The following is a 26,736-nucleotide window of genomic DNA, read 5'->3' as shown; positions in this document are numbered from 1 at the left end:
GGCGGGGACCCGGCGGTGCGGGCCGGCCGCGCCGACCTGAGAGGGCCCCTTGAGCCAGAGTCGACATGTTCCGGTGATGCTCCAGCGGTGCCTGGACCTGTTGGCGCCCGCCCTGGAGGCGCCCGGAGCGGTGGTCGTCGACTGCACCCTGGGCCTCGGCGGCCACAGCGAGGCCCTGCTGGAGCAGTTCCCCGAGGCCCGCCTTGTCGCCCTCGACCGCGACAAGGAAGCGCTGCGCCTGTCCGGCGAGCGGCTCGCCCCCTTCGGCGACCGCGCCACCCTCGTGCACGCCGTCTACGACGAGCTGCCCGAGGTGCTCGACAGACTCGGCATCGCGCGCGTGCAGGGCGTCCTCTTCGACCTCGGCGTCTCCTCCATGCAGCTCGACGAGGCCGACCGCGGCTTCGCCTACGCCCAGGACGCCCCGCTCGACATGCGCATGGACCAGACGACCGGCGTCAGCGCCGCCGAGGTCCTCAACACCTACCCGCCGGGCGAACTCGTCCGGATCCTGCGGGCCTACGGCGAGGAGAAGCAGGCCAAGCGGATCGTGTCCGCCGTGGTGCGCGAGCGCGAGAAGGAGCCGTTCAGCAACAGCGCACGGCTCGTCGAGCTGATCCGCGACGCGCTGCCGCAGGCCGCCAAGCGCACCGGCGGCAACCCGGCCAAGCGCACCTTCCAGGCACTGCGCATCGAGGTCAACGGCGAGCTGTCCGTGCTGGAGCGGGCGATCCCGGCCGCCGTGGGCACACTCGCCGTGGGCGGACGGATCGCCGTCCTGTCGTACCACTCGCTGGAGGACCGCCTGGTCAAGCAGGTGTTCGCGGCGGGCGCCGCCACCACCGCGCCCGCCGGGCTGCCGGTCGTCCCGGAGCAGTACCAGCCCAGGCTCAAGCTGCTCACGCGCGGTGCCGAACTTCCCACCGAGGAAGAGGTCGCCGAGAACCGGCGGGCAGCGCCGGCCCGCCTGCGCGGCGCCGAGCGCATCAGGGAGGCCATCGAGTGAGCAGGAAACCCGAACTGAGGGGGCGGGCCGCGCGGCTCGCGCGGCTCTTCCCGGGCAACGGAGGCCGCGGCCAGGCGGCGGCCCGCACGCCCTTCGTCCTCCTCGTCGTACTCCTCCTCGGCGGCGGCCTGATCGGGCTCCTGGTGCTGAACTCGGCGCTCAGCGAAGGCTCGTTCAAGCTGGACGACCTCCAGAAGGACACCAAGAACCTCACCGACGAGGAACAGGCCCTCCAGCGGGACATCGACTCCTACTCCGCCCCGGACGCCCTCCAGCGCCGCGCACGCGAGCTCGGCATGGTCCCCGGCGGCGACCCCGCCTTCCTGAACCCCAACGGCACCGTGAAGGGCGTCCCCTCGGCCGCCGCCGCCCGGCAGTCCGCCGTACAGATCCCGCTGGTGCTGCGCCCGCCGGAGGCCATCGAGCCGTCACCGGCGCCCACCGCCTCCCCGGCCACGGCGACCACGCCGGCGGCCCCCGCGGCCACGCCGACCTCCCCCGCGGCCACGCCGGCCGTCCAGACTCCGACTCCGACCACGACTCCCGGCAGGTGACGGAAGTGTCCGACAGGGAACCGCCGCGCCGACGCGTCCCCGGCCCCGCACGCTCCTCCTCCGGGCGGCCCGTCTCCGGTCAGCGGCGCCCGGGACCCGGCGCCCGCCCCACCCGCCGCCCGGCACCGGCCCGCCCGGCGGCCCCGAACGCGCTGCGGCTCGGCAGCCCCCGTCCCCGGCTGCGCATGGTCGGCCTGGCGCTGACCCTGGTGCTGATCGCCTTCGTCGTACGACTGCTCCAGGTGCAGGCCGTCGACGCGAGCGCGTACGCCGCCAAGGCCGACCAGAACCGCTACGTCGGCCATGTGCTGGCCGCCGAGCGCGGCGGGATCACCGACCGCAACGGCGTCGCCCTCGCGGCCAGCGTGGACGCCTACGACCTCACGGCCGACCCGACGATGTTCAACCGCAAGATGCTCGGCATCGACGACGGACCCGAGCAGGCGGCCGCGCTGCTCGCCCCGATCCTCGGCCAGGACCAGGCCACGCTCGTCAAGAAGCTCCGGCCCGCCAACAAGGAGAGCCGTTACGTCCTGCTGGCGCGCCGTCAGACCCCGCAGGTCTGGACGCAGATCAAGGATCTGAAGAGCGCGCTCAACGAGAAGGCGGACACCGACTCCTCCACCGTCAACGTCCTCGCCGGCGTCTTCGCCGACCCCAGCAGCAAGCGCGTGTACCCCAACGGCGACCTCGCCGCCGGGATACTGGGCTGGGTCAACGACGAGGGCAAGGGCGGCGGCGGCGTCGAGCAGCAGCTCAACAAGGTGCTGACCGGCAAGGACGGCAAGATCCGCTACGCCCAGTCCGGTGGCCGCCTGGTGCCCACCGCGGGCTCCACGGAGACGCCCGCCGTGCCCGGCTCCGACGTCGAGCTCACCATCGACCGCGACATCCAGTGGGCCGCGCAGAACGCCATCTCCAAGCAGGTCAAGGAGTCGAAGGCCGACCGCGGTTACGTGATAGTGCAGGACACCCGCACCGGCGAGGTCCTCGCGATGGCGGACTCACCCGGCTTCGACCCCAACGACCTGTCCGACGCGAGTCCTTCGGCGCTCGGCAACGCGGCCCTCCAGGACGCCTACGAGCCCGGTTCCACCGCCAAGGTCATGTCGATGGCCGCCGTGTTGGAGGAGAACGCCGCCACCCCGCTGACGCACGTCGTCGTGCCGAACCGGCTGCACCGCGGCGACCGCCTCTTCAAGGACGACATCGACCACGCCACCTGGAACCTGACGCTCAACGGCGTGCTCGCCAAGTCCAGCAACATCGGCACCATCCTGGCCACCGGCCAGCTCGGCAAGACCCAGCCGCAGGCCAACCAGGTCCTCTACTCCTACCTGCGCAAGTTCGGCATCGGCGGCTACACCGGGCTCGACTTCCCCGGCGAGACCAAGGGCATCCTCGCCCCGGCCGACAAGTGGTCGACCTCGCAGCAGTACACGATTCCTTTCGGCCAGGGCGTGTCCATCAACGCGATGCAGGCGGCCTCCGTCTACTCGACGATCGCCAACGGCGGAGTCCGCGTCGAACCCACGCTCGTACGCGGTGAGAAGGGACCCGACGGACGCTTCACACCCGCCGCCAAGCCCAAGCAGACGCGGGTGGTCAGCGAGAAGACGGCGAAGACGCTCGCCAGGATGCTGGAGTCGGTCGTGGACGACCAGGAGGGCACCGGCACCAAGGCGCGCATCCCCGGCTACCGCGTCGCGGGCAAGACGGGTACGGCCAACCGCGTGGATCCGGCCACCGGCAGGTACAGCGGCTACACCTCGTCGTTCGCCGGCTTCGCGCCCGCCGACAACCCCAGGATCACCGTCTACTGCGCCATCCAGAACGCCACCAAGGGCAGTTACTTCGGCGGCCAGATCTGCGGACCCATCTACAGGGAGGTGATGGAGTTCGCGCTGAAGACCCTTCAGGTCCCGCCCACCGGGGCCAAGGCCGCGAAGCTGCCCGTCAGCTTCACGCCCTGACCGACCGCCTCATGCCCTGATCAGCGCTACCAGCCAGGAACGCTCCGTGACCATGATCACCCCCGATCCCGGGAACCACGCTTCGCCCGCGCCCTCGCTTCGCTCCCGGGCGGGTGCGCCCGGTACGCTCACCGCCGTGTCACACGCTGATCAGTCCCAAACCACCCAGAAGGGCGTTTCCGTGACCTATCCGGGGCCGCCACGACCGGTTCAGGTCTCCGCCACCCCCCTCGCGGAGCTCGCCGATCAGCTGGCCGTCGCCGCGCCGGACAGCAGCGCCGAGATCACGGGCATCACCCATGACTCGCGCGCCGTCCGCCCCGGCGATCTGTACGCCGCCCTCCCGGGCGCCCGCGTGCACGGTGCCGACTTCGTGACGCAGGCCGTCGGCCTCGGCGCGGTCGCCGTGCTCACCGACCCGACCGGCGCCGAGCGCGCCGCCGCGACCGGCCTGCCGGTCCTGGTGGTCGACGACCCGCGCGGGCAGATGGGCGAACTGGCGGCCACGATCTACGGCCACCCCGGCCCCGACCTGCTCCAGATCGGCATCACCGGCACCTCTGGCAAGACCACCACCGCGTACCTCGTCGAGGGCGGTCTGAGGACAAAGAACAACACCGGTCTCATCGGCACGGTCGAGACGCGCATCGGCGACGAGCGCATCAAGTCCGAGCGGACCACCCCCGAAGCCACCGATCTGCAGGCCCTGTTCGCGGTGATGCGCGAGCGCGGGGTCGAGGCGGTCGCCATGGAGGTCTCCAGCCACGCGCTGGTGCTGGGCCGGGTCGACGGCTGCGTCTTCGACATCGGCGTCTTCACCAACCTCAGCCCGGAACACATGGAGTTCCACTCCGACATGGAGGACTACTTCCAGGCCAAGGCACGGCTGTTCACGCCGGAACGCAGCAGACTCGGCGTGGTCAACTTCGACGACGAGTACGGCCGTCGGCTGGCCCAGGAGGCCACCGTCCCGGTCCTCACCTACTCCGCCGAGGGCCACCCGGACGCCGACTGGCGGGCCGAGGACGTCGAGATCGGCCAACTGGACTCGACCTTCACGGTGATCGGCCCCGAGGGCGAGCGGATCGACGCCAGGGCGCCGCTGCCGGGCACCTTCAACGTGGCCAACACCCTCGCCGCGATCGTCTCGCTGGCCGCCGCCGGGCTCGACCCGCAGTCCGCCGCCGACGGTGTCGCCGCGGTACCGGGCGTGCCGGGGCGGCTTGAGCGCGTGGACGCCGGACAGCCCTATCTCGCGGTCGTCGACTACGCCCACAAGACGGACGCCGTCGAATCGGTCCTGCGCGCCCTGCGCAAGGTCACCGAGGGCAAGGTGCACCTCGTTCTCGGCTGCGGCGGCGACCGGGACAAGACGAAGCGTCAGCCGATGGGCGCCGCGGCGGCCCGGCTCGCCGACACCGCCGTACTGACTTCCGACAACCCCCGCTCCGAGGATCCCCTCGCGATCCTTGCAACCATGCTCCAGGGCGCGGCGTCCGTGCCGGTACACGAGCGCGGTGAGGTCCAGGTCTTCGAGGACCGGGCCGCCGCGATCGCCGCGGCCGTCGCCCGCGCACAGCCGGGCGACACGGTGCTGGTGGCCGGGAAGGGCCACGAGCAGGGCCAGGACATCGCCGGGGTGGTCCGTCCCTTCGACGACCGCCAGGTGCTTCGCGAAGCTATCCAGAAGACCCAGGGATGAACTTGTGATCGCCCTCTCTCTCGCCGAGATCGCAGAAGTCGTCGGCGGGCGGACTCACGACATACCGGATCCGTCGGTGCAGGTGCACGGGCCCGTCGTCATCGACTCCCGCAAGGTGGCGGACGGCAGTCTGTTCGCCGCTTTCGTGGGGGAGCACGTCGACGGCCACGACTACGCGGACCAGGCCGTCCAGGCGGGCGCGGTCGCCGTGTTGGCGCAGCACCCCGTCGGTGTCCCCGCGATCGTCGTCGAGGACGTCCAGACGGCCCTCGGTGCCCTCGCACGGCACGTCGTACAGCGGCTCGGCGCCACCCTCGTGGCCCTCACCGGCTCCGCGGGAAAGACCAGCACCAAGGACCTCATCGCCCAGGTGCTGGCGCGCAAGGCGCCGACGGTGTTCACGCCCGGCTCGCTCAACAACGAGATCGGGCTGCCGCTGACGGCCCTGTCCGCCACCGAGGAGACGAAGTTCCTCGTGCTGGAGATGGGCGCCCGCGGCATCGGACACATCCGCTACCTCACGGATCTGACGCCCCCGAAGATCGGCCTCGTCCTGAACGTCGGCACCGCCCACATCGGCGAGTTCGGCGGCCGCGAGCAGATCGCGCAGGCGAAGGGCGAGTTGGTGGAGTCCCTGCCGGCGGACGGCGCCGCGATCCTCAACGCGGACGATCCGCTCGTACGGGCCATGGCGTCCCGAACGAAGGCCAGGGTGCTCCTGTTCGGGGAGACCGACGAAGCGGACGTACGCGCAGAGAACGTGCGACTCACGGACAGCGGACAGCCCGCCTTCAGCCTTCGCACACCCTCCGGGTGCAGCGAAGTGACCATGCGCCTGTACGGTGAGCACCACGTGTCGAACGCGCTCGCCGCGGCCGCCGTCGCCCATGAGCTGGGCATGTCCGCAGCTGAGATCGCCACCGCGCTCTCCGAGGCGGGCTCCCTCTCCCGCTGGCGTATGGAGGTCACCGAGCGCCCGGACGGCGTCACCGTCGTCAACGACGCCTACAACGCCAACCCCGAGTCCATGCGAGCCGCACTGCGCGCGCTCGTGGCCATGGGGCGGGGACGGCGGACCTGGGCGGTGCTCGGCAAGATGGCCGAGCTCGGGGACGAGGCGCTCGCCGAGCACGACGCGGTCGGGCGGCTCGCCGTCCGGCTCAACGTCAGCAAGCTCGTCGCGGTCGGGGGCAGGGAAGCATCCTGGCTGCAACTGGGCGCATATAACGAGGGTTCGTGGGGTGAGGAGTCGGTGCACGTGTCCGACGCACAGGCGGCGGTCGATCTGTTGCGCAGCGCATTGCGCCCGGGAGACGTCGTGCTCGTGAAGGCGTCCCGTTCGGTCGGCCTGGAGAGTGTCGCTCAGGCGCTGCTCGAGACCGGTGCCGAGGGCGAGGTCGCTGCCCGATGATGAAGCAGATCCTGTTCGCAGGAGTCATTGGCCTCTTCCTGACCCTGGTCGGCACCCCGCTGCTGATCAAGCTGCTGGCCCGCAAGGGCTACGGCCAGTACATCCGGGACGACGGCCCGCGCGAACACGCCGCGAAGCGTGGCACGCCGACGATGGGCGGTATCGCCTTCATCTTCGCGACGGTCGCGGCGTACTTCCTGTCCAAGGTGATCACCGGCTACACGCCGACCTATTCGGGCCTGTTGGTGCTCGGTCTGATGGTCGGCATGGGCCTGGTCGGCTTCCTGGACGACTACATCAAGATCGTCAAGCGGCGTTCGCTCGGTCTGCGGGCCAAGGCGAAGATGGCCGGCCAGCTGATCGTCGGCATCAGCTTCGCGGTGCTCGCCCTGCAGTTCCAGGACTCCCGCGGCAACACCCCGGCCTCCACGAAGCTGTCGTTCATCACGGACTTCGGCTGGACGATCGGCCCGGTGCTCTTCGTGGTCTGGGCGCTGTTCATGATCCTGGCGATGTCGAACGGCGTGAACCTGACGGACGGTCTGGACGGCCTCGCCACCGGCGCCTCCGTCCTGGTCTTCGGCGCCTACACCTTCATCGGTGTCTGGCAGTTCCAGGAGTCCTGCGCCAACGCGACGACGCTGACCAACCCCAACGCCTGTTACGAGGTACGGGATCCACTCGACCTCGCGGTCATCGCCTCGGCGCTGATGGGTGCCTGTCTCGGCTTCCTGTGGTGGAACACCTCGCCGGCCAAGATCTTCATGGGCGACACCGGTTCGCTCGCGCTCGGCGGTGTCCTCGCGGGTCTGGCGATCTGCTCCCGCACCGAGCTGCTGATCGCCCTCCTGGGCGGTCTGTTCGTCCTGATCACCATGTCGGTGGTCATCCAGGTCGGCTCCTTCAAGCTCACCGGCAAGCGCGTCTTCCGAATGGCCCCGCTCCAGCACCACTTCGAACTCAAGGGCTGGTCCGAGGTCCTTGTGGTGGTCCGCTTCTGGATCATCCAGGGCATCTGCGTGATCGTCGGACTGGGCCTCTTCTACGCGGGATGGGCAGCGGACAAGTGACCGACTGGCAGGGCACGCACGTCACCGTCGCCGGACTCGGCGTCTCCGGACTCCCGGCGGCCAAGGCGCTGCACGGGCGCGGCGCGAAGGTCACCGTCGTCAACGATGGCGACGACGCACGCGCGCGTGAGCAGGCCGCCGAACTGGAGGCGCTCGGCATCACCGTGCGTCTCGGCGACGGGGCGACCCTGCCCGAAGGCACCGAACTCGTCGTCACCGCACCCGGCTGGAAGCCGGACAAGCCGCTGTTCACGGCGGCCCGCGAGGCCGGCGTCGAGATCTGGGGCGACGTCGAGCTCGCCTGGCGGCTCCGGGGCCCCGACGCGGCCCCCTGGCTGGCCGTCACCGGCACCAACGGCAAGACCACGACCGTCCAGATGCTGGCGTCCATCCTGAAGGCGGCGGGCCTGCGCACGGCCGCCGTCGGCAACATCGGCGTCTCGCTCCTTGACGCGGTGCTGGGCGAGGAGACCTACGACGTACTCGCCGTGGAACTGTCGAGCTATCAGCTCCACTGGGCACCCTCCCTGCGCGCCCACTCGGCCGCCGTGCTGAACCTGGCCCCCGACCACCTCGACTGGCACGGCTCCATGGAGGCGTACGCCGCCGACAAGGGCCGTATCTACGAGGGCAATCGCGTCGCCTGCGTCTACAACCTGGCCGACAAGGCCACCGAGGAACTGGTGCGCGAGGCGGACGTCGAGGAGGGGTGCCGGGCGATCGGGTTCACCCTCGGCACGCCGGGCCCGTCCCAACTCGGCGTCGTGGACGGCATCCTGGTCGACCGCACCTTCGTCGAGAACCGGCAGAAGAACGCCCAGGAGCTCGCCGAGGTCTCCGACGTCAATCCGCCGGCCCCGCACAACATCGCCAACGCCCTTGCCGCGGCGGCCCTCGCGCGCGCGTTCGGGGTGCCCGCCACCGCCGTACGCGACGGGCTCAGGAACTTCACGCCGGACGCGCACCGCATCGCCCACGTGGCCGACGTCGACTCGGTCGCGTACATCGACGACTCCAAGGCGACCAACACGCACGCGGCGGAGGCCTCGTTGGCGGCGTACGAGTCGATCGTGTGGATCGCGGGCGGGCTCGCCAAGGGCGCGACCTTCGACGAGCTGGTCGCCAAGTCGGCAAAGCGACTTCGCGGGGCCGTCCTGATCGGCCGCGACCGCGCCCTGATCCGCGAAGCCCTCGCGCGACACGCGCCGGAGGTACCCGTCGTCGACCTCGACCGGACCGACACTGGGGCGATGCTCGCGGCTGTCCAGGAGGCCCAGGGGCTCGCCCGCCCCGGCGACACGGTGCTGCTGGCCCCCGCCTGCGCCTCGATGGACATGTTCGCCAACTACAACAAGCGCGGCGACGCGTTCGCGGCTGCTGTCCGCGAACTCGGCGACGGCGCCTGACGGCGGGTCCTGGCCACATAGGGTGCTGCGGGACCCTTGGAGGGACGGGATGACTCGGATGTGGCTCGGGTTCGGTCGGCGGGTGCGAGGAGCCGGTGATGTCCAGTAGCCGTACGGGCCGTCCTCCGGTCCAACGGGCCGTCCGGCGGCCCGCCGCCTCCAGGCCGCCCCGCGACAACCCCGTACGGCGCCTGTACGGCAACGCCAGACGTGCCTGGGACCGGCCGCTCACGGCGTACTACCTGATCCTCGGCGGCAGCCTGCTGATCACCGTGCTGGGTCTGGTGATGGTCTATTCGGCCTCCCAGATCACCGCGTTGCAGCTTTCGTTGCCCGGTTCGTTCTTCTTCCGCAAGCAGTTTCTCGCCGCCTGCATCGGCGGGGTGCTGATGCTGGTGGCCTCCCGGATGCCGGTCAAACTGCACCGGGCGCTGGCCTATCCGATCCTCGCGGGCGCCGTCTTCATGATGGCCCTGGTGCAGGTGCCGGGGATAGGGATGTCGGTCAACGGCAACCAGAACTGGATCTCGCTCGGCGGCTCCTTCCAGATCCAGCCCAGCGAGTTCGGCAAGCTGGCACTGGTGCTGTGGGGCGCGGACCTGATGGCCCGCAAGCAGGACAAGGGCATGCTGATCCAGTGGAAGCACATGCTGGTGCCGCTGGTCCCGGTCGCCTTCCTGCTGCTCGGTCTGATCATGCTCGGCGGCGACATGGGTACGGCGATCATCCTGACGGCGATCCTGTTCGGCCTGCTGTGGCTGGCCGGGGCGCCCACCAGGCTCTTCGTCGGGGTGCTGTCGGTCGCCCTCACCCTCGGCTTCATCCTCATCAAGACCAGCCCCAACCGCATGGCGCGGCTCTCCTGCATCGGCGCCACCGAGCCGAAGACCGGGGTCGCGGACTGCTGGCAGGCCGTGCACGGCATCTACGCGCTGGCCTCCGGCGGAATCTTCGGATCGGGGCTCGGCGCGAGTGTGGAAAAATGGGGTCAACTCCCGGAAGCGCACACGGACTTCATCTTCGCCGTCACCGGTGAGGAACTGGGTCTGGCGGGGACGCTGTCGGTGCTCGCCCTGTTCGCGGCTCTAGGCTATGCGGGTATCCGCGTGGCCGGACGCACGGAGGATCCCTTCGTCAGGTATGCCGCTGGAGGCGTGACCACCTGGATCACCGCACAGGCGGTGATCAACATCGGTGCGGTGCTCGGTCTGCTGCCGATCGCCGGAGTCCCGCTCCCGCTGTTCTCCTACGGAGGGTCCGCCCTGCTGCCGACCATGTTCGCCATCGGGCTGCTGATCGCGTTCGCGCGTGACGATCCCGCTGCGCGGGCGGCGCTTTCCATGCGGCAACCCCGCTTTGGTAGAAAGCGGGCGGGAGGCGCCGTGCGGGACCGGGGGCCTCGGAGATGGAACACGATGCGACGGCGTGCCCCGGTGGCGCGTTCGTCCGGAGAGCGGTGAATTTCGGTGCATGTCGTACTCGCCGGTGGGGGGACCGCCGGCCACATCGAGCCGGCGCTCGCCCTCGCGGATGCCCTGCGCAGGCAGGACCCGACCGTGGGGATCACGGCCCTGGGCACCGAGCGCGGCCTGGAGACCACGCTCGTGCCGCAGCGGGGCTACGATCTGGCGCTGATCCCCGCCGTCCCGCTGCCCCGCAAGCCCACCCCTGAACTGATCACCGTCCCGGGCCGGCTGCGCGGCACGATCAAGGCGACCGAGCAGATCCTGGAGCGCACGAAGGCGGACGCCGTCGTCGGCTTCGGCGGTTACGTGGCCCTGCCCGGCTACCTCGCCGCCAAGCGCCTCGGCGTGCCGATCATCATCCACGAGGCCAACGCCCGCCCCGGCCTCGCCAACAAGATCGGCTCGCGCTACGCCGCGAAGGTCGCCGTCTCCACCCCGGACAGCAAGCTGCGGGACGCCCGCTACATCGGCATCCCGCTGCGCCGCACCATCGCCACCCTGGACCGGGCCGCCGCCCGTCCCGAGGCCCGGCAGCTGTTCGGCCTCGACCCCAACCTGCCCACGCTGCTGGTCTCCGGCGGCTCGCAGGGCGCCCGCCGCCTCAACGAGGTGGTCCAGCAGGTCGCTCCCTGGCTCCAGCAGGCCGGCATTCAGATCCTGCACGCGGTCGGCCCGAAGAACGAACTGCCGCACGTACAGCAGATGCCGGGAATGCCCCCGTACATCCCGGTAAGTTACGTGGACCGGATGGACCTCGCGTACGCCGCGGCCGACATGATGCTCTGCCGCGCGGGCGCGATGACCGTCGCCGAACTCTCCGCCGTCGGACTCCCGGCCGCCTACGTCCCGCTGCCCATCGGCAACGGCGAACAGCGGCTGAACGCCCAGCCGGTGGTCAAGGCCGGCGGCGGACTGCTGGTCGACGACGCGGAACTGACGCCCGATTGGATCCGGGCGAACGTGCTGCCCGTGCTCGCCGACCCGCACCGGCTGTACGAGATGTCCCGCGCCGCCGCCGAGTTCGGCCGCCGGGACGCCGACGACCTGCTCGTCGGCATGGTGTACGAGGCGATCGCCGCCCACCGTGCACGCCGTTAGGGACCGCACGTCTGTGTAGCTGAAGGGCAGGGAGCGTGGCCGGATCGACCACCGCCGAACGCGGTGAACGCCAACAGGAGTCGTCCGGCCCGCCCCTCGTCCGAAGGCTCGGCCCGCGACGACTTCGTACGATCATCGTCATTGCCATCGCGCTGGTTCTCCTGGGGGCCGCGGGCGTCTGGGTGTTGTACGGATCCCACTGGCTGCGCGTTGAGCGCGTATCGATTTCCGGCACCGCGGTTCTGACGCCCGGACAGGTGCGCGAGGCCGCCGATGTGCCGGTCGGGTCACCGTTGATTTCGGTCGACACCGATGCGATCGAGTCACGTCTGCTCCGGAAATTGCCCCGAATCGGCGCGGTCGAGGTGGTGCGTTCGTGGCCACATGGAATCGGGCTGAAAGTGACCGAGCGCACGCCGGTTCTGATTGTCCAAAAGGGCCGAAACTTCATCGAAGTGGACGATGAAGGTGTCCGTTTCGCCACGGTTTCTCGCGCACCGAAAGGCGTTCCCGCACTGGAATTGAGCCTCTCCCGCACGGGTTCGTCCACGGCGAGCCTGCGGCGATTCGGCGAGGACCGACTGGTGCGCGAGGCGGTCGCGGTGGCCGGCGCCATTCCCACCGCCGTCGCGCACGAGACCCGGAGCGTCAAGGTGCGTTCCTACGACGAGATCTCGCTGGAGTTGAGCGGCGGTCGGACCGTCGCTTGGGGAAGTGGCGAGAAGGGCGCGGCGAAGGCGCGTACGCTCACCGCTCTGATGAAAGCGGCGCCGGGCGCGCGGCACTTCGACGTCAGTGTTCCCACCGCCCCTGCGTCAGCGGGGAGTTGACGCACATCCGCGCAGGCCAGCACCCTGGCTGGGCATCGCTATGGCTGATCACATAGGGTGAAAAGAAAAACGGGAGGTTCGGCGTGTTCGTTGAACGTGCGCCACTTGTCGACTTAGTGTCCTGTTCGGAAGAGTCCAGCGAACAGTCACACTGGTAACCCTAAACTTCAACGTTAGGGTTCGGGTCGGCGATACGGACCGTCCCATTCGGCATCAGTCGTCGGATCGCATCCCCTGCGAAGCGACGACACGTAACTCGAGGCGAGAGGCCTTCGACGTGGCAGCACCGCAGAACTACCTCGCAGTCATCAAAGTCATCGGTGTCGGCGGCGGTGGTGTCAATGCCATCAACCGGATGATCGAGGTCGGTCTCAAGGGCGTCGAGTTCATCGCCATCAACACCGACGCGCAGGCGCTGTTGATGAGCGACGCCGACGTCAAGCTCGACGTCGGCCGCGAACTCACCCGCGGACTCGGCGCCGGAGCCAACCCGGCCGTCGGCCGCAAGGCCGCCGAGGACCACCGCGAGGAGATCGAGGAGGTCCTCAAGGGGGCCGACATGGTCTTCGTGACGGCCGGCGAGGGTGGCGGCACCGGCACCGGCGGCGCGCCCGTCGTGGCAAACATCGCCCGCACCCTGGGCGCCCTCACCATCGGCGTGGTCACCCGCCCGTTCACCTTCGAGGGCCGGCGCCGCGCCAACCAGGCCGAGGACGGCATCGCCGAACTCCGCGAAGAGGTCGACACCCTCATCGTCATCCCGAACGACCGGCTGCTGTCCATCTCGGACCGCCAGGTCTCGGTGCTCGACGCCTTCAAGTCCGCCGACCAGGTCCTGCTCTCCGGTGTGCAGGGCATCACCGACCTCATCACCACGCCCGGCCTGATCAACCTCGACTTCGCCGACGTCAAGTCCGTGATGTCCGAGGCCGGTTCGGCCCTCATGGGCATCGGCTCGGCCCGCGGCGACGACCGCGCGGTGGCCGCCGCCGAGATGGCGATCTCCTCGCCGCTGCTCGAAGCCTCCATCGACGGCGCCCGCGGCGTCCTGCTCTCCATCTCCGGCGGCTCCGACCTCGGCCTGTTCGAGATCAACGAAGCGGCCCAACTGGTCAGCGAGGCCGCCCACCCCGAGGCCAACATCATCTTCGGCGCCGTCATCGACGACGCCCTCGGCGACGAGGTCCGGGTCACGGTCATCGCGGCCGGCTTCGACGGCGGCCAACCGCCGACCCGCCGGGACACCGTCCTCGGCTCCTCCTCGACCTCTGCGTCGTCGTCGGCTCGCCGCGACGAGCCCACTCCGGTACGGCAGTCCGAGAGCCGCCCGTCCTTCGGCTCGCTCGGCAGCGTCACGCCGAAGGAGGAGTCCGAGCCGGAGCCGGCCGCCGACCTCCCGGTCGCCCCGCCGGTCCCGCCGTCGCGCTCCTACTCGGACAGCGCGGCCGAGGAGCTGGACGTACCGGACTTCCTCAAGTGATTCTTCTGACGTGATAGAGCAGCGCTCGGAGACGAGCACCGTGAACGGCGCGCACTTCGCCTTCACCGACAGGTGGGGCGGGGTGAGCGCCGTTCCGTACGAGGAGCTCAACCTCGGCGGAGCGGTCGGCGACGACCCCGAAGCCGTACGGGCCAACCGGGAGTTGGCGGCCAAGTCGCTCGGCCTCGACCCGGCCCGGGTGGTCTGGATGAACCAGGTGCACGGGGCGGACGTGGCGGTGGTCGACGGACCCTGGGGCTCCGCCGCCGAGATCCCGTCCGTCGACGCGATCGTCACTACCCGCCGCGGACTCGCCCTCGCGGTTCTCACCGCGGACTGCACGCCCGTCCTGCTGGCCGACCCGGTCGCCGGGATCGCCGCCGCGGCCCACGCGGGCCGGCCCGGCATGGTCGCCGGGGTCGTCCCCGCCGCCGTACGGGCCATGACCGAACTCGGCGCCGATCCCGCCCGGATCCTCGCCCGCACCGGGCCCGCCGTCTGCGGCCGGTGCTACGAAGTGCCCGAGGAGATGCGCGCCGATGTCGCCGCGGTCGAACCGGCGGCGTACGCCGAGACGAGTTGGGGCACTTCCGCGGTCGACGTGACCGCCGGGGTGCACGCGCAGCTCGACCGGCTGGGGGTGCACGACCGGGAGCAGTCGCCGGTGTGCACGATCGAGTCGGGCGACCACTTCTCATATCGTCGCGATCGCACCACGGGGCGACTCGCGGGATATGTCTGGCTGGACTGATGGGACATGACGGACCGTAAGCACGAACTCGCCGGGAATCTGGCGAAGGTGGAGGAACGTATCGTCGCCGCGTGTGCGGCGGCGGGGCGCAAGCGGGAGGAGGTGACCCTGATCGTGGTCACCAAGACCTACCCGGCGAGCGATGTGCGGATCCTCTCGGAACTGGGGATCCGGCATGTGGCGGAGAACCGGGACCAGGACGCGGCGCCCAAGGCGGCCGAGTGCACGGATCTCCCTTTGACCTGGCACTTCGTGGGGCAGTTGCAGACCAACAAGGTGCGTTCCGTGCTCGGTTACGCCGATGTCGTGCAGTCCGTCGACCGCGTTCGGCTCGTCGGGGCGCTGTCGAAGGAGGCGGTGCGGCGGGAGCGCGAACTGGGGTGTCTGATCCAGGTCGCGCTCGACGCGGACGAGGGGGGACGCGGGCAGCGCGGGGGTGTCGGGCCCGACGGGATCGAGGAGTTGGGCGAAATCGTCGCGCGGGCGGAGGGGTTGCGGCTGGACGGTCTGATGACCGTCGCGCCGCTGACCGGCCCCTACGCGGGACGCGAACAGGCGGCGTTCGAGCGGTTGATGGATTTGTCGACCGCGCTGCGCCGGAGTCATCCGGCTGCGAACATGGTCTCGGCAGGAATGAGTGCGGACCTCGAAGAGGCCGTGGCGGCCGGAGCGACACATGTGCGCGTCGGTACGGCGGTACTCGGAGTCCGTGCTGGGCTCGGGTAACGTCGCCAGGAAGTCGGACCACAGCAGAAAATATGGTCATTACCGCTGAAAGGCGGGCGTAACGACCTCGTGGATCGCGGGCACTTGGCAGTCGTCAGCCGATCCACCACAGAGCGGAGGACTCAGAGCATGGCCGGCGCGATGCGCAAGATGGCGGTCTACCTCGGCCTCGTGGAGGACGATGGGTACGACGGCCGGGGCTTCGACCCCGATGACGACTTCGAGCCCGAACTCGACCCAGAGCCCGAGCGGGACCATCGACGGCATGAGCCGTCCCACCAGTCGCACGTCGCACATCAGTCCCAACGGGACGAAGAGGTACGAATCGTGCAACCGCCCTCGCCTCGCGAGTCGGTGGCGCGTTCCGCTTCGCTACCCGCGGAATCCGGGCGTCCGGCGCGTATCGCGCCCGTGGCGTCCATCACACAAGAACGCGCCAGCCTGGAGAAGAACGCACCGGTGATCATGCCCAAGGTCGTGTCGGAACGAGAGCCTTACCGGATCACCACACTTCACCCGCGGACCTACAACGAGGCCCGTACCATCGGGGAACACTTCCGTGAGGGCACCCCGGTGATCATGAATCTGACTGAGATGGATGACACAGACGCGAAGCGACTTGTCGACTTTGCGGCTGGTTTGGTGTTTGGTCTTCACGGCAGCATCGAGCGGGTGACGCAGAAGGTGTTCCTGTTGTCGCCTGCTAACGTCGATGTCACGGCGGAGGACAAGGCTCGCATCGCAGAGGGCGGGTTCTTCAACCAGAGCTGAGACACACCACCGGAAAAGCAGTAAGCAGTACGTGCAGCACGGAAACAGGGGAGAGGGAAGCGCGAGTCATGAGCGTGGTTCTGGATGTCGTCTACATCGCGCTGATGTGCTTCCTCATCGTGCTCATCTTCCGGTTGGTCATGGACTACGTCTTCCAGTTCGCCCGCTCATGGCAACCCGGCAAGGCGATGGTGGTCGTTCTGGAGGCCACCTACACTGTCACTGATCCACCGCTCAAGCTTCTGCGGCGGTTCATTCCGCCGCTGCGTCTCGGGGGCGTGGCGCTCGACCTGTCCTTCTTCGTACTGATGATCATCGTCTACATCCTCATCTCGATCGTGAGCCGGCTGTGAGCGATGTGACCTACCGTCTTGCCGAATGCCGACGACTACGTTGAGGTGAAGAGATGCCGTTGACCCCCGAGGACGTGCGGAACAAGCAGTTCACGACCGTCCGCCTCCGAGAAGGCTATGACGAGGACGAGGTCGATGCCTTCCTCGACGAGGTTGAAGCCGAACTGACCCGCCTGCTGCGCGAGAACGAGGACCTCCGCGCCAAGCTGGCCGCCGCCACGCGCGCTGCTGCCCAGAACCAGCAGAACATGCGCAAGCCCCCGGAGGGTCCCGGCGGTCCGCAGGACCAGCAGGGCATGCCCCCGCAGGGGATGCCTCAGCAAGGCATGCCGCAGCAGGGAATGCCGCAGCAAGGAATGCCCCAACAGGGCATGCCTCAGCAGGGCATGCGAGGCCCGGGCGGCCCGGTGCCGGCCGGCATATCGGGCCCGCCGCAGCAGCAGATGGGCGGCCCCATGGGCGGCCCGCCCCAGCTGCCGAGCGGTGCGCCGCAGCTGCCCGCCGGTCCCGGTGGTCAGGGTGGCCCGCAGGGTCCCGGTCAAATGGGCCAGGGTCCGATGGGTCAAGGCCCCATGGGCCAGGGCACGATGGGCGGCCAGCCCATGCAGCAGCAGATGGGCGGCCCGATGGGTGGCCCCATGGGCGGTCCGATGGGTGGTCCCGGTCAGGGCGGTCCCATGGGTGGCCCGATGGGCGGGCCCGGTCAGGGTCCCGGTGGCGACAGCGCCGCCCGTGTTCTCTCGCTGGCCCAGCAGACCGCCGACCAGGCGATCGCCGAGGCCCGTTCCGAGGCCAACAAGATCGTCGGTGAGGCGCGTTCGCGTGCCGAGGGTCTTGAGCGTGACGCCCGTGCCAAGGCCGACGCCCTGGAGCGGGACGCGCAGGAGAAGCACCGCGTCGCGATGGGCTCCCTGGAGTCCGCCCGTGCCACGCTGGAGCGCAAGGTCGAGGACCTGCGCGGCTTCGAGCGCGAGTACCGCACGCGTCTGAAGTCCTACCTGGAGTCCCAGCTGCGTCAGTTGGAGACCCAGGCCGACGACTCGCTCGCCCCGCCGCGCACCCCGGCCACGGCCTCTCTGCCGCCGTCCCCGGCGCCTTCGATGGCCCCGGCCGGCGCGAGCGCCCCGTCCTACGGCGGCAACCAGGGCATGGGTGGCCCGCCCCAGGGCGGCCCGTCCTACGGTGGCGGCCAGCAGCAGATGTCCCCGGCGATGACCCAGCCGATGGCGCCGGTCCGCCCGCAGGGGCCCGGCCCGATGGGCCAGGCGCCCTCGCCGATGCGCGGGTTCCTGATCGACGAGGACGACAACTGACAGGCCTTGGCCAGTAGTACGCCGTAGTCGGCGGCAGCGTTCAACAGGGCGGGGCCCCGGATTTCGATCCGGGGCCCCGCCCTTTTACGCGTGTTGGTGCTTGATCGTACGGTTGACCGTGCGGAGAAGGGCCCGGCCCCCGAGTGGGGACCGGGCCCTTACCGATTGCTCTGACCGGCCGACTACGCCTTGCGCAGGCGGAAGACGAGGGACAGGCCCTCGTCGGTGAACGGCTCGCCGTAGTTGTCGTCGGCCTCGCCCTGGGCGAAGTCCGTCGCCAGCACCTCGTCGGCGATCAGGCCCGCGTGCTCGGAGAGGGCCGCGATCACCGCGGGGTCGGTGGACGTCCAGCGCAGGGCGATCCGGTCGGCCACGTCCAGGCCGCTGTTCTTGCGGGCCTCCTGGATCAGGCGGATCGCGTCACGGGCGAGGCCCGCCTGGCGCAGCTCCTCAGTGATCTCCAGGTCCAGGGCGACCGTGGCGCCCGAGTCGGAGGCCACCGACCAGCCCTCGCGCGGGGTCTCCGTGATGATGACCTCGTCCGGGGCGAGGGTGATGGTCTCGCCGTCGACCTCCACCGACGCCTTGCCCTCGCGCAGCGCCAGGGACAGCGCGGCCGCGTCCGCGTTCGCGACGGCCTTGGCGACGTCCTGGACGCGCTTGCCGAACCGCTTGCCCAGGGCGCGGAAGTTGGCCTTCGCGGTCGTGTCGACCAGGGAGCCGCCGACCTCGCTGAGGGACGCGAGCGAGCTCACGTTCAGCTCCTCGGTGATCTGCGCGTGCAGTTCGCGGTCGAGGGCGTCGAAGCCGGTCGCGGCGACCAGCGCGCGGGACAGCGGCTGACGGGTCTTCACACCCGACTCCGCGCGCGTGGCGCGGCCCAGCTCGACGAGCCGGCGCACCAGCACCATCTGCCGCGACAGCTCCGGGTCGATCGCGGCGAGGTCCGCCTGCGGCCAGCTGGTCAGGTGGACGGACTCCGGGGCGCCCGGCGTGACCGGGACGACCAGGTCCTGCCAGACCCGCTCGGTGATGAACGGGGTCAGCGGGGCCATCAGTTGCGTGACCGTCCCGACGACCTCGTGCAGGGTGCGCAGCGCGGCCTTGTCGCCCTGCCAGAAGCGGCGACGGGAGCGGCGGACGTACCAGTTGGAGAGATCGTCGACGAAGGCCGACAGGAGCTTGCCGGCGCGCTGGGTGTCGTAGGACTCCAGAGCCTGTGTCACCTGGTCGGTGAGCGCGTGCAGTTCGGACAGCAGCCAGCGGTCCAGGACCGGGCGGTCGGCCGGGGCCGGGTCGGCCTCGCTGGGCGCCCAGCCGGCCGTGCGGGCGTACAGGGCCTGGAAGGCGACCGTGTTCCAGTACGTCAGGAGCGTCTTGCGGACGACCTCCTGGATGGTGCCGTGACCCACGCGGCGTGCCGCCCACGGCGAACCGCCGGCCGCCATGAACCAGCGCACGGCGTCGGCGCCGTGCTGGTCCATCAGCGGGATCGGCTCCAGGGTGTTGCCCAGGTGCTTGGACATCTTGCGGCCGTCCTCGGCGAGGATGTGGCCGAGGCAGACCACGTTCTCGTACGAGGACTTGTCGAAGACCAGCGTGCCGATCGCCATCAGCGTGTAGAACCAGCCCCGGGTCTGGTCGATGGCCTCGGAGATGAACTGCGCCGGGTAGCGCGACTCGAACAGGTCCTTGTTCTTGTACGGGTAGCCCCACTGCGCGAACGGCATCGAACCCGAGTCGTACCAGGCGTCGATGACCTCCGGCACGCGCGTGGCCGTCTTCTGGCACTTCGGGCAGCCGAAGGTGACCTCGTCGATGAACGGGCGGTGCGGGTCCAGCTCCGACTGGTCGGTGCCGGTCAGCTCGGTGAGCTCCGCGCGGGAGCCGACGACCGTGAGGTGGCCGTCCTCGCAGCGCCAGATCGGCAGCGGGGTGCCCCAGTAGCGGTTGCGGGACAGCGCCCAGTCGATGTTGTTGTCCAGCCAGTCGCCGTAGCGGCCGTGCTTGACCGTCTCCGGGAACCAGTTGGTGTCCTCGTTCTCCTGCAGCAGGCGGTCCTTGACGGCCGTGGTGCGGATGTACCAGGACGGCTGCGCGTAGTAGATGAGCGCGGTGTGGCAGCGCCAGCAGTGCGGGTAACTGTGCTCGTACGGCACGTGCTTGAACAGCAGCCCGCGGTCCTTGAGGTCCTCCGTGAGCTTTTCGTCCGCCTTCTTGAAGAAGACGCCGCCTACCAGCGGGACGTCCTCGGCGAAGGTGCCGTTGGGACGGATCGGGTTCACGACCGGCAGACCGTAGGCGCGGCAGACCTTGAGGTCTTCCTCACCGAAAGCGGGGGACTGGTGGACCAGACCCGTACCGTCCTCGGTCGTCACGTACTCGGCGTTGACCACGAAGTGGGCGGGCTCTGGGAACTCCACCAGCTCGAACGGACGTTGATACGTCCAGCGCTCCATCTCGGCGCCGGTGAAGGTCTCGCCCGTGAGCTCCCAGCCCTCGCCGAGGGCCTTCTCGACGAGCTGGGTGGCGACGACCAGGTGCTCCTCGCCGTTGGCCGCGACGACGTAGGTGACGTCGGGGTGGGCGGCGACCGCCGTGTTGGAGACCAGCGTCCAGGGGGTCGTCGTCCACACCAGGAGCGCGGCGCGGCCGGCGAGCGGACCGGAGGTGAGGGGGAAACGGACATAGACCGACGGGTCCACGATCGTCTCGTAGCCCTGCGCCAGCTCGTGGTCCGACAGACCCGTCTCGTCGCGCGGGCACCACGGGGCGACGCGGTAGTCCTGGACCAGCAGGCCCTTGTCGAAGATCTGCTTCAGCGACCACCAGACCGACTCGATGTACTCGGGGTCCATCGTGCGGTACGGGTCGTCGAGGTCGGTCCAGTAGCCCATGCGGGTCGTGAGCTCGGCGAAGGCGTCCGTGTGCCGGGTCACCGACTCGCGGCACTTGTCGTTGAACGCGGCGATGCCGTACGTCTCGATGTCCTGCTTGCCGGTGAAGCCGAGTTCCTTCTCGACGGCCAGCTCGACCGGGAGGCCGTGGCAGTCCCAGCCGGCCTTGCGGGCCACGTGGTAGCCGCGCATGGTGCGGAAGCGGGGGAAGACGTCCTTGAAGACGCGTGCCTCGATGTGGTGGGCGCCCGGCATGCCGTTGGCGGTGGGCGGGCCCTCGTAGAAGACCCACTCGGGGCGGCCCTCGGACTGCTCCAGGGTCTTGGCGAAGATCTTCTGCTCGCGCCAGAAATCGAGCACCGCGTGCTCAAGCGCGGGCAGGTCGACCTGGGCGGGCACCTGGCGGTACGTCGGCGTTGTCATCAGCGAGCTTCCTCCGGCGGACTTTCTGTTCCGTCCGGAGGGACGAGAGCTGTCTTCGTACGCCGTCCTCGGCGCGCTCCCGCGGTACCACCCTCCTTGGCCCTCCGGCGCACCCTGCGCTCCGGCGAGCCCCCTCATTGGGGTCGCGATGCCGGTTCTACTGACCCCTCGCGGGCGTTCCTCCGGCGGCTCCGGGGTGATCTTCACGTCGCGCTCGCCCCCGGGCTTCCACCGTCCCCGGGTCGCTCTGGGCTGCGTACGTCGCTACTCGTCCCCATCCAAGCTTTTCGCTCCGCCCAGTGTACGGCGCCGCACGGACACCGGCCGACCGGATTTCGCGGTCCGCGGGCGGGGGTGCCGCGAGCCCGGGGAACGCCCTGGTGTGACCCGAATGGAGCGGTACGCGTGTTCGCATCCTGGGATGCGCGATCGGGCGGATTACCCCGCGGGGAGCTGGGCACAACGCATGCAGGCTTGCGGAGCGGCACGCGCGAGCCGGGCGAATCGGGCGGTGCGTCCCGTTGCCGTGGGGCTGAAGTCGATTTATCGTCCCAGCACGATTCGCGTGCAAGATCACAATATGTGAAGGGGCCGCGGCCATGGTGGCGAAGAAGACCGCCGTACAGCAGTCGGCGTCCGGCAGGTCCACGCATGTCTCCGGTGGCGCGGCCAAGGATGTGAGCGGCAAGAAGAGCACGGCCAAGAAGGCGGCCACGAAGACGGCGGCCAAGAAGACGGTGACCAAGAAGGGTGTCGCGAAGACTGCGGACGTGAAGGCTTCGGACGCGAAATCCGTGGACGCGAAAGCCACTGCGACGAAGTCCGCGGCGACCAAGAAGGCGGTCCCCAAGAAGGCCGTCTCCAAGAGAACGGTCACCAAGAAGGCAGCCGTGAAGAAGACGGCGGCCAAGGAGCCGGCCGTGAAGAAGACGGTCGCCGACACGGCGGTCGCGAAGAAGACCGTCGCCACCAAGGCCGCGGCCACGAAGACGGCGGCCACCAAGACCGCGGGCACCAAGGCGGAGGCCAGCAAGGCCCCGGCCACGAAGTCCGCGGGCACGAAGCGCAAGAGCACGGCGAGCAAGAGCACGGCCAAGAAGGCGGGCGCGGCGCGGGCCGCGAAGGAGACGGGAGCCACGACGGTGGTTGCGAAGAAGACCCCTGGCACGGCCACGGCGGCGAAGACCGCCGTCCCCAAGGCACGCCTCGCCGCGGCGGCGGAGCCGGGCGAGCTGGCGGTGCGCCCCGGCGAGGACCCCTGGACGCCGGAGGAGGTCGCCGAGGCGCGCGCCGAGCTGCTGTCCGAGGCGCAGCGGCTGCGCGAGGAGATCGCGGCCTCCGAGAACGCCGTCGCCGGCCTGATGCGGGACTCCGGGGACGGCGCGGGCGACGACCAGGCGGACACCGGCACCAAGAACATCACGCGTGAGCACGAGATGGCGCTGGCCGCCAACGCGCGCGAGATGCTGATCCAGACCGATCACGCCCTGGAGAAGCTCGACGCGGGCACGTACGGCCTGTGCGAGAACTGCGGCAACCCCATCGGCAAGGCAAGGATGCAGGCGTTCCCGCGGGCCACACTGTGTGTGGAGTGCAAGCAGAAGCAGGAACGCCGGTACTGAGGGTCCCGGGAGGCGTGTCGTACCCTCTCCTCAGTCAGGTACCTAGGTTGAGGGACTCACGTGGCAGAGGCGGAGCGCATCATCGGTACGCCGGATAACCCCCAGGCGGCGGGGGCCGAACCGGAGCAGCCGGACCAGCCGGGACAGAGCGAGGCCACGCGACCCAGGGGCAAGCGCCGTATCGCCGTGCTGTTCGCGGTCGCCACCTTCGCGTACCTGCTGGACCTGGGCAGCAAGCTGCTGGTGGTCGCCAAGCTGGAGCACCACGCGCCGATCGAGATCATCGGGGACTGGCTGAAGTTCGAGGCGATCCGCAACGCGGGCGCGGCCTTCGGCTTCGGCGAGGCCTTCACCGTGATCTTCACGGTGATCGCGGCGGCCGTGATCGTGGTGATCGCCCGGCTCGCCCGCAAGCTCTACAGCCTGCCCTGGGCGATCGCGCTGGGCCTGCTGCTCGGCGGCGCGCTCGGTAACCTCACCGACCGGATCTTCCGCTCGCCGGGCGTCTTCGAGGGCGCGGTCGTCGACTTCATCGCGCCCAAGGGCTTCGCCGTCTTCAACCTGGCCGACTCGGCGATCGTGTGCGGCGGCATCCTGATCGTGCTGCTGTCGTTCAAGGGGCTCGACCCGGACGGAACCGTCCACAAGGGCTGAGGGGCCGGTCCTCGGTCCGAGGGCCTTGTGGACGGGGCTGTCGGTGGTGTCCGGCATACTCGACGGGTGAGCACCGTTCCCGATATCCGTACCCTGCCCGTGCCCGACGGCCTGGAGGGCGAGCGTGTCGACGCCGTCATCTCCCGCATGTTCGGCTTCTCCCGTACGAAGGCCGCCGAGCTGGCTGCGGCGGGGAAGGTCACGGTCGACGGCTCGGTGGTCGGGAAGTCCGAGCGGGTGCACGGCGGGGCCTGGCTGGAGGTCGAGATGCCGCAGGCGGCCGCGCCGGTCCAGGTGGTCGCCGAGCCCGTCGAGGGCATGGAGATCATCCATGACGACGACGACGTGGTCGTGATCGTCAAGCCGGTCGGCGTCGCCGCCCACCCCTCGCCGGGCTGGACGGGCCCGACGGTCATCGGCGGCCTGGCCGCGGCCGGCTACCGGATCTCCACCTCCGGCGCCGCCGAGCGCCAGGGCATCGTGCACCGCCTCGACGTGGGCACCTCCGGCCTGATGGCGGTCGCCAAGTCGGAGCGCGCGTACACCTCGCTCAAGCGTCAGTTCAAGGAGCGCACGGTCGACAAGCGCTACCACACGCTCGTGCAGGGCCACCCGGACCCGACCAGCGGCACCATCGACGCGCCCATCGGCCGCCACCCCAACCACGACTACAAGTGGGCGGTCACCGCCGAGGGCAAGCCGTCCGTCACGCACTACGACCTCATCGAGGCGTTCCGTGCGGCCTCCCTCCTCGACGTGAAGCTGGAGACCGGCCGCACCCACCAGATCCGCGTCCACATGGCCGCCCACCGCCACCCCTGCGTCGGCGACCTCACCTACGGCGCCGACCCGACGCTCGCCAAGCGCCTCGGCCTGACCCGGCAGTGGCTGCACGCCGTGCGCCTGGGCTTCGAGCACCCCGGGGACGGCGAGTGGGTGGAGTTCGCCAGCGACTACCCGGACGACCTCCAGCAGGCACTGGAGAAGGTCCGCGAGGAGACGTACGGATGAGCACGCCCGCGTACGAGATGCGGGTCGCCGAGGACCCCGCCGACCGTGAGGCGTGCTTCCGGGTGCGCAAGGACGTCTTCGTCGGTGAGCAGGGCGTGCCCGAGGACCTGGAGTACGACGAGTACGACGCCGTGGCGGTGCATGTGCTGGCCGTGCGCGAGGACGGGGTGCCGCTCGGTACCGGGCGGCTGCTGTACGGCGAGGTGGCCGCGGCCAAGACCGGCGGCGATCTCTCGCTGGGGTCCCTGGGGCGGCTCGCGGTGACCAAGGCCGCGCGCGGTCTGGGCATCGGGGTCGCGCTGGTACGGGCCATCGAGGACGCGGCACGCGCGCGGGGGCTCGCGGCCGTGGATCTGCACGCACAGACGCACGCGCTGGGATTCTACGAGCGGCTGGGGTACGAGGCGTACGGGCCGGAGTATCCGGAGGCGGGCATCCCGCACCGGGCGATGCGGCGCGCTCTGTAGCGCAGGGCGGCGAACGCGTCAGGGTGCCGAACGCGCTGGTGAGGTCGGTGGCGTGGCAGGCTTGGGCCCTGCTGTCCGTCCGTCTACCTGTTCGGAGCGCTGACCGTGGATCAGTTGGCCCTGCTGTTCGTGCTGTTGCTCGGGGCCCTGGTGAGCGTCCCGGTGGGGGACCGGCTCGGGCTGCCGGCGCCGGTTCTGATGACCCTGCTCGGGATCGTTCTCGCGATCGCCGACTTCGTGCCCAACGTGAACATCCCGCCCGAGCTGATCCTGCCCGGACTGCTGCCGCCGCTGCTGTACGCGGCCGTGCGGCGTACCTCCTGGCGGCAGTTCACGGCCAACATCCGGCCGATCTTCCTGCTGGCGGTCGCCCTGGTGTTCGTCACCACCGCGGTCGTGGCCGCCGTGGCGAGCGCGATCGTGCCCGGGCTGCCGATCGCCGCCGCCGTTGCCCTGGGCGCGCTGGTCGCCCCGCCCGACCCGGTCGCCGCCACCGCTGTCGCCGGTCAACTCGGCCTGCCCCGGCGGCTGGTGTCGATCCTGGAGGGCGAGGGTCTCTTCAACGACGTGACGGCGATCGTGCTCTACCACGTGGCGATCGCCGCCGCCGTGAGCGGCAGCTTCTCGCCCTGGCGGGCCGGTCTCGACCTCGTCCTGTCCGCGGTGGTGGCCGTCGCCGTCGGGCTCGTGCTCGGCTGGGGCGCGAACAAGCTGATGGACCTGCTGGACGACCCGACCCTGCAGATCGGGATGACACTGCTCGTGCCGTACGCCTCCTACGTGCTCGCGGAGGAGCTGCACGGGTCCGGGGTGCTCGCGGTCCTCACCACCGCGCTGTTCCTCGCCGAGTACGCGACCGACGCCGACGACGTGATGACCCGGCTCGCCGGACACACCTTCTGGAACGTCGTCGACACACTCGTCACGGGCGTCGCCTTCGGGCTGATCGGTCTTGAGCTGCACAACGCGATCCGGACCGCGTCCGGGCGCTGGGGCGAGATGCTCGGCTGGGCCGCGGCGGTCGTCGGTGTGGTGGTGCTGGTGCGGCTGGCCTGGCTGTTGCCGGCGACCTGGCTCACCAAACGGCTGCACGCCAAGCGCGACCAGGACGAGGACATCCCGACCAGCTGGCGGGAGACCGTCGTCATGTGGTGGTCGGGGATGCGGGGCGTGGCCTCGGTCGCGCTGGCGCTGGCGATCCCGCTCAAGACCGACGACGGCTCGCCCTTCCCGGACCGCGACGAGATCGTGTTCATCGCGTTCGGCGTGATCATGGCGACCCTGGTGCTCCAGGGTCTGACCCTGCCGTGGCTCGTGAAGCGGTTGGGTGTGCGGGCCGACACGGAGCGGGAGAAGGAGTTCGAGCGGGCGCTCGCCGTACGGGCGGCCAAGGCGGCCAAGGCGCGGCTCAAGGAGATCGAGCAGGTCGAGGAGTTGCCGGAGGAGCTGTCCGAGCAGATGCTGCGGCGGGCCTTCGAGATCGGCGTGCGGATCAGCCCCGACATGGGGGACGAGGAGCGGCGGGAGGCGCACGAGAAGCGGGTACGGCGGCTGAAGCGGGCGCGGCGCATCCAGGGGGAGATGCTCAGCGCCGCACGGCATGAGGTGCTCGCGGCGCGCAGCGAGCCGGGCGCGGATCCGGAGATCGTGGACCGGGTGCTCCGCCATCTCGACGTGCGCAGCCTGCGCTGACGTCAGCCGTCCGTCCGTGCGCCGCCCGTGCCGACATTCGCCGTTCCGTTCCGACGGCGG

At 70.1% G+C, this 26,736-nt stretch carries 22 protein-coding genes; 21 read left to right on the top strand and 1 reads right to left on the bottom strand.

All coding sequences use genetic code 11. The features are described from left to right. Positions 1–49: 49 nt before the first annotated feature. From rsmH to M2283_RS18375, 16 genes are all read left to right on the top strand, one after another. On the top strand, positions 50–1,006 hold the full coding sequence (gene rsmH, locus M2283_RS18450; RefSeq protein WP_280877356.1) for a 16S rRNA (cytosine(1402)-N(4))-methyltransferase RsmH: 957 nt from the start codon (positions 50–52) through the stop codon (positions 1,004–1,006). Continuing rightward, complete coding sequence (locus M2283_RS18445; protein WP_280877355.1) at positions 1,003–1,560, top strand: septum formation initiator family protein; 558 nt, start codon at positions 1,003–1,005, stop codon at positions 1,558–1,560. Before rsmH ends, M2283_RS18445 begins: the two co-directional genes overlap by 4 nt. A 5-nt stretch (positions 1,561–1,565) precedes the next feature. Continuing rightward, the gene (locus tag M2283_RS18440; RefSeq protein ID WP_280877354.1) at positions 1,566–3,533 is read left to right on the top strand and encodes a peptidoglycan D,D-transpeptidase FtsI family protein; all 1,968 of its coding nucleotides are present in this window, start codon (positions 1,566–1,568) and stop codon (positions 3,531–3,533) included. 181 nt (positions 3,534–3,714) lie between these two features. Continuing rightward, positions 3,715–5,235, top strand: coding sequence for a UDP-N-acetylmuramoyl-L-alanyl-D-glutamate--2,6-diaminopimelate ligase (locus M2283_RS18435; protein WP_280877642.1), 1,521 nt, complete (start codon positions 3,715–3,717; stop codon positions 5,233–5,235). Positions 5,236–5,239: 4 nt separating this feature from the next. After that, a complete protein-coding gene (locus M2283_RS18430) occupies positions 5,240–6,646 on the top strand; it encodes a UDP-N-acetylmuramoyl-tripeptide--D-alanyl-D-alanine ligase (RefSeq protein WP_280877353.1) in 1,407 nt (468 codons plus the stop codon). Further along, entirely contained in the window at positions 6,646–7,716 is a 1,071-nt protein-coding gene (gene mraY / locus M2283_RS18425; RefSeq protein WP_280877641.1) for a phospho-N-acetylmuramoyl-pentapeptide-transferase, read from the top strand. The genes M2283_RS18430 and mraY overlap by 1 nt, the downstream gene beginning before the upstream one ends. Beyond that, positions 7,698–9,122 carry a UDP-N-acetylmuramoyl-L-alanine--D-glutamate ligase gene (gene murD / locus M2283_RS18420; RefSeq protein WP_280877352.1) on the top strand — a complete coding sequence of 475 codons (1,425 nt, stop codon included), beginning with the start codon at positions 7,698–7,700 and terminating at the stop codon, positions 9,120–9,122. The genes mraY and murD overlap by 19 nt, the downstream gene beginning before the upstream one ends. 98 nt (positions 9,123–9,220) lie before the next feature. Then, complete coding sequence (gene ftsW / locus M2283_RS18415) at positions 9,221–10,582, top strand: putative lipid II flippase FtsW (RefSeq protein ID WP_280877351.1); 1,362 nt, start codon at positions 9,221–9,223, stop codon at positions 10,580–10,582. 6 nt (positions 10,583–10,588) lie between these two features. Further along, positions 10,589–11,686: an undecaprenyldiphospho-muramoylpentapeptide beta-N-acetylglucosaminyltransferase gene (murG, locus tag M2283_RS18410; RefSeq protein ID WP_280877350.1), complete on the top strand. Its 1,098-nt coding sequence runs from the start codon at positions 10,589–10,591 to the stop codon at positions 11,684–11,686. Positions 11,687–11,721: 35 nt separating this feature from the next. Continuing rightward, positions 11,722–12,516 carry a cell division protein FtsQ/DivIB gene (locus M2283_RS18405; protein ID WP_280877349.1) on the top strand — a complete coding sequence of 265 codons (795 nt, stop codon included), beginning with the start codon at positions 11,722–11,724 and terminating at the stop codon, positions 12,514–12,516. A gap of 277 nt (positions 12,517–12,793) precedes the next feature. Next, on the top strand, positions 12,794–13,996 hold the full coding sequence (gene ftsZ / locus M2283_RS18400; protein ID WP_280877348.1) for a cell division protein FtsZ: 1,203 nt from the start codon (positions 12,794–12,796) through the stop codon (positions 13,994–13,996). Between the two features lie 10 nt (positions 13,997–14,006). Then, positions 14,007–14,747 (top strand): peptidoglycan editing factor PgeF, encoded by a 741-nt coding sequence (gene pgeF, locus M2283_RS18395; RefSeq protein ID WP_280877347.1) that lies wholly within the window; start codon positions 14,007–14,009, stop codon positions 14,745–14,747. A gap of 6 nt (positions 14,748–14,753) precedes the next feature. Next, a complete protein-coding gene (locus tag M2283_RS18390) occupies positions 14,754–15,473 on the top strand; it encodes a YggS family pyridoxal phosphate-dependent enzyme (RefSeq protein ID WP_280877346.1) in 720 nt (239 codons plus the stop codon). Positions 15,474–15,602: 129 nt separating this feature from the next. Next, complete coding sequence (locus tag M2283_RS18385) at positions 15,603–16,244, top strand: cell division protein SepF (protein WP_280877345.1); 642 nt, start codon at positions 15,603–15,605, stop codon at positions 16,242–16,244. Between the two features lie 68 nt (positions 16,245–16,312). Then, positions 16,313–16,597, top strand: coding sequence for a YggT family protein (locus M2283_RS18380; protein WP_007448661.1), 285 nt, complete (start codon positions 16,313–16,315; stop codon positions 16,595–16,597). A 53-nt stretch (positions 16,598–16,650) separates the two neighbouring features. After that, the gene (locus tag M2283_RS18375) at positions 16,651–17,910 is read left to right on the top strand and encodes a DivIVA domain-containing protein (RefSeq protein ID WP_280877344.1); all 1,260 of its coding nucleotides are present in this window, start codon (positions 16,651–16,653) and stop codon (positions 17,908–17,910) included. A gap of 182 nt (positions 17,911–18,092) precedes the next feature. On the opposite strand, the gene ileS is transcribed toward M2283_RS18375, so the two are convergent. Further along, on the bottom strand, positions 18,093–21,230 hold the full coding sequence (gene ileS / locus M2283_RS18370) for an isoleucine--tRNA ligase (RefSeq protein ID WP_280877343.1): 3,138 nt from the start codon (positions 21,228–21,230) through the stop codon (positions 18,093–18,095). A 599-nt stretch (positions 21,231–21,829) separates the two neighbouring features. Here ileS and M2283_RS18365 point away from each other — a divergent pair. The 5 genes from M2283_RS18365 (at position 21,830) to M2283_RS18345 (ending at position 26,676) form a co-directional block, all read left to right on the top strand. Continuing rightward, positions 21,830–22,852, top strand: a complete 1,023-nt coding sequence (locus M2283_RS18365) for a TraR/DksA family transcriptional regulator (RefSeq protein WP_280877342.1) — start codon at positions 21,830–21,832, stop codon at positions 22,850–22,852. 60 nt (positions 22,853–22,912) lie between these two features. Continuing rightward, positions 22,913–23,506, top strand: a complete 594-nt coding sequence (lspA, locus tag M2283_RS18360; protein ID WP_280877341.1) for a signal peptidase II — start codon at positions 22,913–22,915, stop codon at positions 23,504–23,506. A gap of 66 nt (positions 23,507–23,572) precedes the next feature. Beyond that, positions 23,573–24,517: an RluA family pseudouridine synthase gene (locus M2283_RS18355; protein ID WP_280877340.1), complete on the top strand. Its 945-nt coding sequence runs from the start codon at positions 23,573–23,575 to the stop codon at positions 24,515–24,517. Beyond that, positions 24,514–24,984: a GNAT family N-acetyltransferase gene (locus M2283_RS18350; protein WP_280877339.1), complete on the top strand. Its 471-nt coding sequence runs from the start codon at positions 24,514–24,516 to the stop codon at positions 24,982–24,984. The genes M2283_RS18355 and M2283_RS18350 overlap by 4 nt, the downstream gene beginning before the upstream one ends. Positions 24,985–25,089: 105 nt before the next feature. Then, positions 25,090–26,676 (top strand): Na+/H+ antiporter, encoded by a 1,587-nt coding sequence (locus M2283_RS18345; protein WP_280877338.1) that lies wholly within the window; start codon positions 25,090–25,092, stop codon positions 26,674–26,676. The last annotated feature ends 60 nt before the right edge of the window (positions 26,677–26,736 follow it).

It is taken from the genome of Streptomyces pseudovenezuelae (genome assembly GCF_029892565.1).
GTDB lineage: Bacteria > Actinomycetota > Actinomycetes > Streptomycetales > Streptomycetaceae > Streptomyces > Streptomyces pseudovenezuelae_A.
Note: the sequence above shows the minus strand (reverse complement) of the source record. Positions and strands in the feature narration are given on the sequence as shown.

Bases quoted from the DNA above. Each gene is read 5' to 3' on its own strand.
- M2283_RS18365 (WP_280877342.1), top strand. From the start codon at position 21,830: ATGGTGGCGAAGAAGACCGCCGTACAGCAGTCGGCGTCCGGCAGGTCC.
- murD (WP_280877352.1), top strand. From the start codon at position 7,698: ATGGGCAGCGGACAAGTGACCGACTGGCAGGGCACGCACGTCACCGTC.
- M2283_RS18380 (WP_007448661.1), top strand. From the start codon at position 16,313: ATGAGCGTGGTTCTGGATGTCGTCTACATCGCGCTGATGTGCTTCCTC.
- ftsW (WP_280877351.1), top strand. From the start codon at position 9,221: ATGTCCAGTAGCCGTACGGGCCGTCCTCCGGTCCAACGGGCCGTCCGG.
- M2283_RS18390 (WP_280877346.1), top strand. From the start codon at position 14,754: ATGACGGACCGTAAGCACGAACTCGCCGGGAATCTGGCGAAGGTGGAG.
- mraY (WP_280877641.1), top strand. From the start codon at position 6,646: ATGAAGCAGATCCTGTTCGCAGGAGTCATTGGCCTCTTCCTGACCCTG.
- M2283_RS18375 (WP_280877344.1), top strand. From the start codon at position 16,651: ATGCCGTTGACCCCCGAGGACGTGCGGAACAAGCAGTTCACGACCGTC.
- M2283_RS18350 (WP_280877339.1), top strand. From the start codon at position 24,514: ATGAGCACGCCCGCGTACGAGATGCGGGTCGCCGAGGACCCCGCCGAC.
- ileS (WP_280877343.1), bottom strand. From the start codon at position 21,230: ATGACAACGCCGACGTACCGCCAGGTGCCCGCCCAGGTCGACCTGCCC.
- M2283_RS18385 (WP_280877345.1), top strand. From the start codon at position 15,603: ATGGCCGGCGCGATGCGCAAGATGGCGGTCTACCTCGGCCTCGTGGAG.